Origin of the sequence: Enterobacter chuandaensis (assembly GCF_003594915.1) — a bacterium.
Classification (GTDB): Bacteria; Pseudomonadota; Gammaproteobacteria; order Enterobacterales; family Enterobacteriaceae; genus Enterobacter; species Enterobacter chuandaensis.
On the sequence record NZ_QZCS01000011.1, the window covers coordinates 91500 to 103534 of the forward strand.

Genomic DNA, 12035 nt, shown 5'->3' on the forward strand with positions numbered 1-12035 from the left:
CACGGATGCGAAAACAAAAAACCCAGACATCGTCTGGGTTTTTTTATTGATAGAGGGATCAGGTAATCACCATCGGCCAGTCTGGTGGCGTGTGGCTCATGGCTTCCACCATCACCACTTTAATATTTTCCCAAACGGCGGCAATATCCAGCAGGGTAATGCCAAGCAGGCCCGTCGCGAACCAGCAGGCTGCGCCCAGCCCAAGCAGGGTGCTGATCACCGCAAGGCCAGCGTAGTCAGACTTACGAAATTGAATGTTCAGCGTGCTGGCTAAAAACATCAAAACCGCACTCAACAAAGGCCATCGAAGAAGAACCATGCTGGTAGTAATGGTTGCCATAAAACCTATCCTCAACAAAACAGACGAACTAAATGAAACGGTGTTTCTCGTTACACAATATGTGTGAACTATATCACATTTGTTGATTTATTCGCCAGTGTCTGTCCGGCCAAAAAGGGGGATTTTATTACCCGGAAAAAAGCGTGTGCAGGGCGGACTGGCCTCCTCACCGGGCAAGCGATGAGGTCAGCGGGAGAGAAAGGGACGAGCTGGATACATCGTTTTTATAGAAGAGGCGTTATTCTTATCATGAAAATAGTCCAATGCGGGCTGATTATTTATAAATCAATGAACAAAATATACCCGAATAAATAGGATAAACTGCCATGTTGACGTTGTACTTTTTTCACGCCGCCAGAAGTTTGGCTTAATCAGCGATCCTCTGTTGTGTTCTCTTCAAACCTCCCATGCGCGCTGGATAAATATTTTCCTTAATTGAAACGGAACGAATACTTACAGTTTAGCTTACGGGAAAATATTATCGTCATAACGAAATTTAAGATTTTTAATACTAAAAGTCAGTTGCTAACTTCGCATGATTCATGCAACGTAATCACCTGTTTAACAAAGCATCCGGCCTTCATTACTACAGGCGTACAACATGCAGGGATATAGGGCGGGAAATGAATCGTAGCGCGCGGCGCAAAATGCTCAGGGTGGTAGGGATCATCATGGTAGTTATGCTGCCGGTGATGCTTGCCCTATGGTTTGCCCAGCTACGAGCCGTGTCGGAAACGAGCGCTCAGCTACGTACCTTTGCTGAACTGGCCTTAGACAAAACAGAACTGGTAATTCAACAGGTTGAGCTGGCCCGGGACGAGGCAGAAAAATATCAGGGTGAACGTTGTACGCCAGGGCACCGTCAATATATGTTGAACGTTGTTCGTGGCCGCCTGTTTGTTGCCGATTTAATTTATGCTGAAGGTCAGAATTTTCTTTGTTCGACCGTTTTTACACCGGAACAACCCTACGCTATTCCCGTCGCTAATTACACGCGTAAACCTGACGTTGCTATCTATTATTTTCGCGATACGCCATTTTATACTGGCTATAAAATGACGTATATGCAGCGTGGAAATTATGTTGTGGTGGTCAATCCGCTTTCTTACAGTGAAGTGATGTCTACCGATCATTCCCTCGCATGGGGCGTGTACGACACGGTAACGAATGCCTTCTTTTCCTTCAGCCAGAAAGCCAATGTTTCTTTATTAAACTCGATGATTCGGGATAAGGAATCGGTATTTCAAAAAGATAACCGCTTTTATACTGTCGTAAAATCAGCAAAACGGCCTATTGCCGCTATCGTGTCGACATCAGATAAACGGTTTTATGAAACGCTCTATCACCAGGCGACGTTGACGCTGCCGTTGGGCATGATCTGCAGCATTATTATTTTGCTGGTGTGGTCCCGCACTCATCGTGAACTTAATTCGCCGGGGCGGTTACTGCACCGGGCGCTGAACAAGCGCCAGCTTTGTGTGCACTATCAGCCGATTATCGATATCAAGAATAACCAGTGCGTGGGGGCTGAGGCGCTGTTGCGCTGGCCTGGTTTCAACGGGCAGGTAATGAGCCCGGCTGAGTTTATTCCGCTGGCGGAAAAAGAGGGAATGAGCGAGCGCATTACGGATTACGTCGTTGAGGAGGTGTTCAGCGATCTGGGCCATTTCCTGGCGGCGCATCCGCATCTTTATATTTCGATTAACCTGTCGGCCACGGACTTCCACTCCTCGCGGCTGATCGCCATGATTTCTGACAAGGCCCGGCACTACGCCGTACGCGCCCAGCAAATTAAAATTGAAGTGACGGAACGCGGCTTTATCGATGTGCCAAAAACCACGCCGGTGATTCAGGCTTTCCGTCAGGCGGGTTATGAAGTGGTGATCGATGATTTCGGGACCGGTTACTCAAACCTGCACAACCTCTACTCGCTGAACGTGGATATTCTGAAAATCGATAAATCGTTTATCGATACCTTAACGACGAACAGTACCAGCCACCTGATCGCCGAGCATATTATCGAGATGGCGCAAAGCCTGCGGCTTAAAACCATCGCGGAAGGGGTGGAAACGGCCGAGCAGGTGAGCTGGTTGTTGAAGCGCGGAGTACAGTTCTGTCAGGGATGGCACTTCGCGAAAGCGATGCCGCCCCAGGAATTTATGACCTGGCAGCAGCAACCTTTGCACTGATACGCTTTAATTCAACTGGTGGCGGTAATCGCTCGGCGTGCGGTCAAACTCGCGGCGAAACACGCGAGAAAAGGTTTGTTGCGAGACGTAGCCAAGATCCATCGCGATATCAAAAATCGGCCGCTGCGTTGAGCGTAACGCCTGTGCCGCCAGCAGCAGCCTGCGCTGACGAATGTACTCCCCCAGCGTCTGATGCATAACGGTGCGGAACATTCTCTGTAAATACCATTTCGAATAGCCCGACTTTTTGGCGACCACATCAATGTTCAACGGTTGGTCGATATGTTCATCAATCCATTCAATAAGTGTCTGAATAATTTGCTGATGCGACATAAGGTTGCCCCTCTGTAGATACAACTTTCTCGGTTGATTCGTCGTTTTCTCTGCGGGGGAGTATAATTCCTCAAGTTAACTTGAGGTAAAGAGGTTTTATGGAAAAGAGATTGCCGCGCATTAAAGCGCTTTTAACCCCCGGTGAAGTGGCTAAGCGAAGCGGTGTTGCGGTATCGGCGCTCCACTTCTATGAAAGCAAAGGGTTAATTAAAAGCATCCGTAACGGCGGTAACCAGCGCCGCTATACCCGTGACGTGCTCCGCTACGTGGCGATTATCAAAATTGCGCAACGCATCGGCATTCCCCTGGCGACGATTGGCGAGGCATTCGGCGTGTTGCCGGAAGGGCATACGCTGAGCCCGAAAGAGTGGAAAGAGCTGTCGTCCCAGTGGCGTGAAGAGCTGGACAGGCGTATCCACACGCTGGTGGCGCTGCGTGATGAGCTGGACGGGTGCATCGGCTGCGGCTGCCTGTCCCGTAGCGACTGCCCGTTGCGTAACCCCGGCGACAGGTTGGGTGCTCAGGGGACGGGGGCGCGATTGCTGGAAGAGGATTGAGTCCGTGCGGCCTGTTTGCCGGGTAAGGTGCAGCCGCCATCCGGCAAAAAGCACAATAAAGAACTAAAGCGCCACAAAGGGCGCTTTAGTTTTTCCCGGTCTTTGTCTTTCTCTCTATCCCGCTGGTTCACGGGAGGGTTTCCCCCGACATCAGCACCCCTCGTGTCGAGCTGGTTGGTGAGGTTCCGGATTGTGCTGACACTTTAATTCTATGCAGAACCCGTCTTTTCGCCAGCCGCGCCCACCGTTTTTTCGGCGAAATTTTTTCGTGGTGTTGTTCGATTTTCTATAGTTAAAAAGTATGAATAACAGGAGAAAACCATGCTCACGGTACATCACCTTAACCAGTCGCGCTCGCACCGCGTGATCTGGGCGCTGGAAGAGCTCGGCCTGCCTTATGAAATTGTTCACTACCAGCGCGAGAAGAATATGCTGGCACCCGAGTCCCTCAAAAAGGTGCATCCGTTGGGTAAATCGCCGGTCATTGAAGATAACGGGCTGATCCTTGCGGAATCAGGCGCCATTCTGGAGTATCTGCAGGAAACCTATGATGCCGAATCACGGCTGAAGCCTTTAGATCCGGCGCATAGGGTGCAATACCGCTTCTGGCTGCATTACGCCGAAGGATCGCTGATGCCGTTGCTGTTAATGAAGCTGGTTTTCAGCAGTCTCGGTAAACCTCCCGTACCGTTTGGTATACGAACGCTGGGCAAAGCGCTGGGGCAGGGGGTGCAGAAAGCGTATCTCAACCGTCAGCTGGAAACCCATGCACGCTTTATTGACTCACATCTTGCTAAAAACAGCTGGTTTGCCGGGGATGCGTTCAGTATGGCCGACATTCAGATGAGTTTCCCGATCTTTGCCCTGCTGGCGCGCGGCGGCATTGATAATCTTCCGCATATTCAGGCCTGGAAGAACCAAGTGGATAACAGCCCTGGCTGGCAAAGAACACTGCAACAAGGCGGACCGTTAACGATCCCTGGCGAGGACTGAAATGTAAACAAATTGCGCATAAACGATAACGTTTGCGCATCCTCTGTTTATTTCTTCAGCGTCATAAGTGAATTTTAGCGAAAAACGAGAAAGTTCAGTTGAAAAGGGCAGGTATTAGGCTAGATAATCGTTTGCCTTAATTTGACCACCCGTTTGTAAGCGCGGAGCTAAACGTTTGCTTTTTTTGTGACGCCCTTTCGTCGCAAACGCAACACACGGATTTGACGTTTAGCTGGCAGCGGCGTCTCCACCACGCTTACGGACTTCCTAAAAAACTCTCAGGGGATGTTTTCTATGTCTACGCCATCTGCGCGTACCGGCGGTTCATTAGACGCCATGTTTAAAATTTCGGCTCGCGGCAGCACCGTGCGCCAGGAAGTTGTTGCCGGTCTGACCACGTTTCTGGCGATGGTTTACTCCGTCATCGTGGTGCCGGGCATGCTGGGCAAAGCGGGCTTCCCGCCTGCGGCGGTCTTTGTGGCCACCTGCCTGGTCGCGGGTGTCGGTTCGATTGTCATGGGCCTGTGGGCGAACCTGCCGCTGGCGATCGGTTGCGCCATCTCTCTGACCGCGTTTACCGCATTCAGCCTGGTGCTGGGCCAGCAGATCAGCGTACCGGTGGCACTCGGCGCAGTGTTCCTGATGGGCGTACTGTTTACCGTGATTTCTGCCACCGGCATCCGTAGCTGGATTTTGCGCAACCTGCCGCAGGGCGTGGCGCATGGCACCGGTATCGGCATCGGCCTGTTTCTGCTGCTGATCGCTGCTAACGGCGTGGGTCTGGTCATCAAGAACCCGCTGGACGGCCTGCCGGTTGCGCTGGGTCATTTCGCGAGCTTCCCGGTGATCATGTCGCTGGTGGGTCTGGCGGTGATTATTGGTCTGGAAAAACTGAAGGTGCCGGGTGGCATTTTGCTGACCATTATCGGCGTGTCCATCGTCGGCCTGATCTTCGATCCGACCGTTCACTTCTCCGGTATCTTCGCCATGCCATCGCTGAGCGATGACAAAGGTAACTCTCTGATTGGCAGCCTGGACATCGTCGGCGCGCTGAACCCGGTGATCCTGCCAAGCGTGCTGGCGCTGGTAATGACCGCGGTGTTTGACGCCACCGGTACTATCCGCGCGGTGGCCGGTCAGGCGAACCTGCTGGATAAAGACGGCCAGATTATTGACGGCGGCAAAGCGCTGACCACCGACTCCCTGAGCAGCGTCTTCTCTGGTCTGGTGGGTGCGGCGCCTGCGGCGGTGTATATCGAATCTGCAGCGGGTACGGCGGCGGGCGGTAAAACCGGCCTGACGGCGATCACCGTCGGCGTGCTGTTCCTGCTGATCCTGTTCCTCTCCCCGCTCTCTTATCTGGTCCCGGCCTACGCGACCGCGCCAGCGCTGATGTACGTCGGCCTGCTGATGCTGAGCAACGTGGCGAAAATCGATTTTGCGGACTTCGTGGATGCGATGTCCGGCCTGATTACTGCGGTCTTTATCGTGCTGACCTGTAACATCGTGACCGGCATCATGATCGGTTTCGCCTCGCTGGTGATTGGGCGTCTGGTTTCCGGTGAGTGGCGCAAGCTGAACATCGGCACCGTGGTCATCGCCGTTGCGCTGGTGGCGTTCTACGCGGGCGGCTGGGCAATCTAAGTTATCCATTGATGCGAAAACGGGTGGCTCAGGCCGCCCGTTTTTATTTTCAGGACTCATCCCGTTGCCTTTTGCGTTACTCTGGAGAAGATAGAATAAGAGGCACGACGCCTTAGGTTTGGCTTTTAAGCAACACAGCAAACAGGGAACGCATGGAAATTTTCTTCACAATACTCATCATGACCCTTGTGGTCTCGTTATCCGGGGTGGTTACACGCGTACTGCCCTTCCAGGTCCCCCTGCCTTTAATGCAAATAGCTATCGGTGCGCTGCTGGCGTGGCCGACGTTCGGTCTGCACGTGGAGTTTGATCCGGAACTGTTCCTCGTGCTGTTTATCCCGCCGCTGCTGTTTGCCGATGGCTGGAAAACCCCCACGCGCGAGTTTCTTGAGCACGGACGAGAGATCTTCGGCCTGGCGCTGGCGCTGGTGGTCGTTACCGTGGTTGGGATTGGTTTCCTGATCTACTGGGCCGTACCGGGGATCCCGCTCATCCCTGCCTTTGCGCTGGCCGCCGTGCTGTCACCGACCGACGCCGTGGCACTGTCCGGCATTGTGGGCGAAGGGCGCATTCCAAAGAAAATTATGGGTATTTTGCAGGGCGAGGCGCTGATGAATGACGCCTCCGGCCTGGTGGCCCTGAAGTTTGCCGTGGCGGTTGCCATGGGAACCATGGTCTTTACCGTTGGCGGCGCGACGCTGGAATTCTTCAAAGTGGCGATTGGCGGCATCCTCGCGGGCTTCGTGGTGAGCTGGCTGTACGGACGCTCGCTGCGCTTCCTCAGCCGCTGGGGGGGCGACGAACCGGCAACGCAGATCGTCCTGCTGTTCCTGCTGCCGTTTGCCTCTTACCTGATTGCAGAACACATCGGCGTGTCGGGCATTCTGGCAGCGGTGGCGGCGGGGATGACCATCACCCGCTCCGGCGTAATGCGCCGCGCGCCGCTGGCGATGCGCCTGCGTGCGAACAGCACCTGGGCGATGCTCGAGTTCGTGTTTAACGGCATGGTGTTCCTGCTGTTGGGCCTGCAGCTGCCGGGTATTATGGAATCCTCACTGATTGCAGCGGAGGCGGATCCAAACGTTGAAGTCTGGATGCTGTTTACCGATATCGTGCTGATCTACATGGCGCTGATGCTGGTGCGTTTCGGCTGGCTGTGGACGATGAAGAAATTCAGCGTGCGCTTCCTGACCAAAAAGCCGATGGAGTTCGGCTCCTGGACCACGCGCGAGCTGCTGATTGCCTCCTTCGCGGGCGTGCGCGGGGCGATTACCCTCGCCGGTGTGCTCTCTATACCGCTGCTGCTGCCGACGGGGGACGTCTTCCCGGCGCGCTACGAGCTGGTATTCCTGGCGGCGGGCGTGATTCTCTTCTCGCTGTTTGTCGGCGTGATTATGCTGCCGATTTTACTCCAGCATATTGATGCCGGAGATTCGACCCAACAGCATAAAGAGGAGCGGATTGCCCGGGCGGCCACGGCGGAAGTGGCCATTGTCGCGATCCAGAAAATGGAGGAGCGTCTCGCCGCAGATACGGAAGAGAACATCGACAATCAGCTGCTGACGGAAGTCAGTTCCCGCGTGATTGGTAACTTGCGCCGCCGCGCCGACGGGCGTAACGACGTAGAAAGCTCGCTGCAGGAAGAGAACCTGGAGCGCCGCTTCCGCCTGGCGGCACTGCGCTCAGAGCGCGCCGAGCTTTACCATCTGCGCGCCACGCGGCAGATCAGCAACGAGACGCTGCAAAAGCTGCTGCACGATCTGGACTTGCTGGAAGCGCTGCTGATAGAGAATCAGTAGCGCGCTTTTGCCCGGTGGCGCTGCGCTTACCGGGCCTACGTTTGAACCGTAGGCCGGGTAAGGCGAAGCCGCCACCCGGTACTATTCAGACCGCACCCAAAACCCCTCACAACATTGCAGCCACGCCTGTGCGCTGTGCGACAGATACACCCCTTCACGCCAGATCATCCCCAGCTGCCAGTGCAGATCGCTCTCCAGCGGGATCCAGCGCAGCGTGTTTTTATCCAGCCGCTCGCAAATCGGCTGCGGCAGAATGGCTATCCCCACGCCTGCCTGTACCATCGCTGCCAGAAAATCCCACTGGCCGCTGCGCACCGCAATGCGCGGTTTTACGTTGTGCTGATTAAACAGCGCCATCAGCTGGCGGCTCAAGGCGAAGTCTTCGTTGTAGATCAGCAGCGGGTGTTCGCCGAGCAGATCGGGTTTCACCGAGTCTATCTTTAGCCAGTCGCCGGAGCGGGGCACCAGTACGCACAGCGGGTGGCTAAAGAGCGGCAGCGTCGCCAGGCCGCTCTCCTCCTCAACAGGGAGCGCGGTCATCGCCACGTCCAGTTCGCCGTTCATCACCGCCTGCTGCACGGTCAGACCGCCAAATTCAGAAATTTTAAGCTCAACGCCGGGGTAACGCTGACGAAACAGGCTTATCGGCCCGGCCATCATCATGCCAACCATCGGCGGAATGCCGAGCCGCAGCAGCCCTCTTGTCAGGTGGTTGATGTCGCCAAGCTCGGCCTCCAGCTGGCGGAACTCCGCCAGGATGGCCAGCCCGCGTTCGAACACCACGCGCCCGGTATCGGTCAGCAGCAGCTTGCGTCCGTCGCGGATCAGCAGGGTACAGTTCAGCTCATCTTCGAGGTTTTTCAGCATCTTGCTGATGGTCGGCTGGGTAACGAACAACTTCTCCGCTGCGCGGGTGAAACTTTGCTGGCGAACCACCTCGACAAAATAGCGCAGCGTTCTTATGTCCATGATTATTCCTCGAAACTATACCTTCGATGATTTTAATTCATTTCAGTCCACACCGTGCGGTCTCTATACTGGCGCCTCGTCTCATTTTTGAGGAAACCCTCCATGGCCGTGGCGTTAAGCCGTGTTACGCCTGCCGTTGTGCAACGACTTCAGGTACCGGTTCAGGTACTGCTCTATGCGGGACTGTTTGTTTTCGCGGAATATCTGGTCGGCTGGCTGCATCTTCCGCTGCCTGCCAACCTTGTCGGCATGGTATTGATGCTGACGCTCATCCTGTGTCGCGTGATCCCCCTCCGCTGGGTCCGCGCCGGGGCGCGCTGGCTGCTGGCGGAGATGCTGCTGTTCTTTGTGCCGGCCGTGGTGGCGGTGGTGAACTATGCGCAACTGCTGATGGTCGACGGCTGGCGCATCTTTGCGGTCATTGCGTTAAGCACGCTGATGGTGCTGGGCACCACCGCCTGGGTGGTGGATAAAGTGTATCGCTTTGAAATCAGCAGGCAGAAGCATGACTAACTTTCAGATAAGCGTGCTGTGCCTGATTGCGACAGTCGTCATCTACTTTGCCAACAAGCGCCTGTACCGCCGTTTCCGCGCGCTGCCGCTGATGCCGCTGGTCTTCACGCCCATCCTGCTGGTGCTGATGCTGGTCTTTGGCCATATCTCCTGGCAGAACTATATCGGTGAGTCCCACTGGCTGCTGTGGCTGCTCGGCCCGGCAACCATTGCTTTTGCCGTACCCGTTTATGACAACCTCGCCATTATCAAACGCCACTGGATGTCACTCAGCGCGGGCGTGATTACCGCGACGGTGGTGGCGGTGTGCAGCTCGGTCTGGCTGGCGCGGCTGTTTACGTTGTCTGATGAAATCCAGCGCAGCCTGGCCGTGCGCTCGGTGACCACGCCGTTTGCGCTGGCAGCCGCGAAACCGCTCGGCGGGCAGCCGGATCTGGTGGCGCTGTTTGTGGTGGTAACGGGCGTTTTTGGCATGGCGGTGGGGGATGTACTGTTCCTGCGGCTCTCTATCCGCGAAGGGATGGCGAAAGGAGCAGGGTTTGGCGCGGCGTCGCACGGGGCAGGCACGGCACGTTCGTATGAGCTGGGTCAGCAGGAAGGGGTCGTTGCAAGCCTGGTGATGATGCTCTCGGGCGTAACGATGGTGCTGATTGCGCCGCTGGTGGCGTGGGTGATGTTTTAAGCTCCCCGGCCAGAGCGACCGGGGAGAAAGGCTTAATGCGCGCGACCCTGTTCAACGCCCAGGCCGGTTTGTGAACGGATGAACTGGGCGCGGAATTTCTCACGCTCCAGGTTACCCTCCGGCGAGTTGTCGGTGGCCGAGAAGACCCAGATCCCGATAAACGCCACGGCAATGGAGAACAGCGCCGGGTATTCATACGGGAAGATAGCGCTTTCGTGACCGAGGATCTGCACCCAGATGGTTGGGCCGAGGATCATCAAAATCACCGCCGTCAGCAGGCCCAGCCAGCCGCCAATCATCGCCCCACGGGTGGTCAGTTTTGACCAGTACATGGAGAGCAGGATGATCGGGAAGTTACAGCTTGCCGCAATCGAGAAGGCCAGCCCCACCATAAAGGCGATGTTCTGCTTCTCGAACAAAATCCCCAGCAGGATCGCCACTACGCCCAGCACCAGCACGGTAATTTTGGAGACCTTCAGCTCATCGCGCTCGCTTGCGCCTTTACGGAAGACGTTGGCGTAGAGGTCATGCGATACCGCAGACGCACCGGCCAGCGTCAGCCCTGCAACCACCGCGAGGATGGTGGCGAAGGCCACGGCAGAGATAAAGCCGAGGAACAGATTGCCGCCCACCGCGTCGGCCAGGTGTACCGCCGCCATGTTGTTACCGCCAATCAGCGCGCCCGCCGCGTCTTTAAACGCCGGGTTCGCCCCCACCAGCATGATCGCGCCGAAGCCGATGATAAAGGTCAGGATGTAGAAGTAACCCATGAAACCGGTGGCGTAGAAGACGCTCTTGCGCGCTTCACGCGCATCGCTCACGGTAAAGAAGCGCATCAGGATATGCGGCAGACCCGCAGTGCCGAACATCAGGCCGAGACCGAGTGAGAGCGCGGATATCGGATCTTTCACCAGCCCGCCCGGGCTCATGATCGCTTCCCCTTTCGGGTGGACCGCCATCGCTTCGGTGAACAGGTTATTGAAGCTGAACCCGACGTGCTTCATCACCATAAAGGCCATAAAGCTGGCGCCGAACAGCAGCAGGACGGCTTTGATGATCTGCACCCAGGTGGTCGCCAGCATGCCGCCGAACAGCACGTACATCACCATCAGCACGCCCACCAGTACCACCGCGACGTGGTAGTTCAGGCCGAACAGCAGTTCGATAAGCTTGCCTGCGCCCACCATCTGGGCAATCAGGTACAGCGCCACCACCACCAGCGAGCCGCAGGCGGAGAGGGTACGAATTGGCCCCTGCTTCAGGCGATAGGAGGCGACGTCCGCAAAGGTGTAGCGTCCCAGGTTGCGCAGGCGCTCGGCAATCAGGAACAGAATGATCGGCCAGCCGACGAGGAAGCCGAGGGAGTAAATCAGGCCGTCATAGCCGGAGGTGTAGACCAGCGCGGAGATCCCGAGGAACGAGGCGGCGGACATAAAGTCCCCCGCGATCGCCAGCCCGTTCTGGAAGCCGGTTATGTTGCCGCCCGCGGTGTAGTAATCATTACGGGAGCGCACGCGTTTCGATGCCCAGTACGTAATGTACAGCGTCAGCACCACGAAAATCAGGAACATGATAATCGCCTGCCAGTTGGTTGGCTGGCGCTGGACCTCGCCAGTAATGGCATCCGCCGCGTGTGCAGCAAAGGGAAGTGTGGCGGCTAGCGCCGTCAGGACTCGCTTCATGATGCTTTTACCTCGCGCAGGACTTCTTTATTAAGACGATCGAATTCACCGTTGGCGCGCCAGACATAAACGCCGGTCAGCACAAATGAAATTACAATGACACCAATGCCAATCGGAATGCCGCGCGTGACGCTGGTACCCTCATGCAGCGGGGTGCCCAGCCAGTGCGGAGCAAAGGCGATCAGCAGAATAAAGCCGACGTAAATAATCAGCATGATGATGGAAAGGATGAAGGCAAACCGTTGCCGTTTTTCGACGAGCTCCCTGTAGTGCGCACTATTCTCTATCTGCTGACAAATATCATGATTCATCACAGAGTCTCCAAAGGTAAGGT

General features: G+C 55.9%; 12 protein-coding genes. 7 read left to right on the forward strand and 5 right to left on the reverse strand.

What is annotated here, in order from left to right:
• Positions 1 to 58: 58 nt before the first annotated feature.
• The gene (locus D5066_RS16690) at positions 59 to 340 is read right to left on the reverse strand and encodes a YjcB family protein (RefSeq protein WP_008503385.1); all 282 of its coding nucleotides are present in this window, start codon (positions 338 to 340) and stop codon (positions 59 to 61) included.
• 623 nt (positions 341 to 963) lie between these two features.
• Between D5066_RS16690 and pdeC the strand changes: the two genes are divergently transcribed.
• On the forward strand, positions 964 to 2529 hold the full coding sequence (pdeC, locus tag D5066_RS16695) for a cyclic di-3',5'-guanosine monophosphate phosphodiesterase PdeC (protein ID WP_119916567.1): 1566 nt from the start codon (positions 964 to 966) through the stop codon (positions 2527 to 2529).
• Positions 2530 to 2535: 6 nt separating this feature from the next.
• On the opposite strand, the gene soxS is transcribed toward pdeC, so the two are convergent.
• Positions 2536 to 2862 carry a superoxide response transcriptional regulator SoxS gene (soxS, locus tag D5066_RS16700; protein ID WP_013095071.1) on the reverse strand — a complete coding sequence of 109 codons (327 nt, stop codon included), beginning with the start codon at positions 2860 to 2862 and terminating at the stop codon, positions 2536 to 2538.
• Between the two features lie 98 nt (positions 2863 to 2960).
• Here soxS and soxR point away from each other — a divergent pair, with 98 nt between their 5' ends.
• The 4 genes from soxR to D5066_RS16720 all read left to right on the forward strand — a co-directional run bounded on the left by soxR (position 2961) and on the right by D5066_RS16720 (position 7855).
• On the forward strand, positions 2961 to 3419 hold the full coding sequence (gene soxR / locus D5066_RS16705; RefSeq protein WP_119916568.1) for a redox-sensitive transcriptional activator SoxR: 459 nt from the start codon (positions 2961 to 2963) through the stop codon (positions 3417 to 3419).
• A gap of 321 nt (positions 3420 to 3740) precedes the next feature.
• Positions 3741 to 4412, forward strand: coding sequence for a glutathione S-transferase family protein (locus tag D5066_RS16710; protein ID WP_119916569.1), 672 nt, complete (start codon positions 3741 to 3743; stop codon positions 4410 to 4412).
• Positions 4413 to 4706: 294 nt separating this feature from the next.
• On the forward strand, positions 4707 to 6056 hold the full coding sequence (gene ghxP, locus D5066_RS16715; protein WP_061099544.1) for a guanine/hypoxanthine transporter GhxP: 1350 nt from the start codon (positions 4707 to 4709) through the stop codon (positions 6054 to 6056).
• 152 nt (positions 6057 to 6208) lie between these two features.
• Positions 6209 to 7855 (forward strand): Na+/H+ antiporter, encoded by a 1647-nt coding sequence (locus D5066_RS16720; protein WP_080329978.1) that lies wholly within the window; start codon positions 6209 to 6211, stop codon positions 7853 to 7855.
• An 81-nt stretch (positions 7856 to 7936) separates the two neighbouring features.
• On the opposite strand, the gene D5066_RS16725 is transcribed toward D5066_RS16720, so the two are convergent.
• Positions 7937 to 8824 carry a LysR family transcriptional regulator gene (locus D5066_RS16725; RefSeq protein ID WP_119916570.1) on the reverse strand — a complete coding sequence of 296 codons (888 nt, stop codon included), beginning with the start codon at positions 8822 to 8824 and terminating at the stop codon, positions 7937 to 7939.
• Between the two features lie 102 nt (positions 8825 to 8926).
• Between D5066_RS16725 and D5066_RS16730 the strand changes: the two genes are divergently transcribed.
• Positions 8927 to 9337: a CidA/LrgA family protein gene (locus tag D5066_RS16730; protein WP_080329980.1), complete on the forward strand. Its 411-nt coding sequence runs from the start codon at positions 8927 to 8929 to the stop codon at positions 9335 to 9337.
• Complete coding sequence (locus tag D5066_RS16735; RefSeq protein ID WP_006810462.1) at positions 9330 to 10019, forward strand: LrgB family protein; 690 nt, start codon at positions 9330 to 9332, stop codon at positions 10017 to 10019. The genes D5066_RS16730 and D5066_RS16735 overlap by 8 nt, the downstream gene beginning before the upstream one ends.
• Positions 10020 to 10051: 32 nt before the next feature.
• Here D5066_RS16735 and actP read toward each other — a convergent pair whose 3' ends face one another.
• Positions 10052 to 11701 carry a cation/acetate symporter ActP gene (actP, locus tag D5066_RS16740; RefSeq protein ID WP_045261053.1) on the reverse strand — a complete coding sequence of 550 codons (1650 nt, stop codon included), beginning with the start codon at positions 11699 to 11701 and terminating at the stop codon, positions 10052 to 10054.
• A complete protein-coding gene (locus D5066_RS16745; RefSeq protein WP_080329982.1) occupies positions 11698 to 12012 on the reverse strand; it encodes a DUF485 domain-containing protein in 315 nt (104 codons plus the stop codon). The genes actP and D5066_RS16745 overlap by 4 nt, the downstream gene beginning before the upstream one ends.
• Positions 12013 to 12035: the final 23 nt, after the last annotated feature.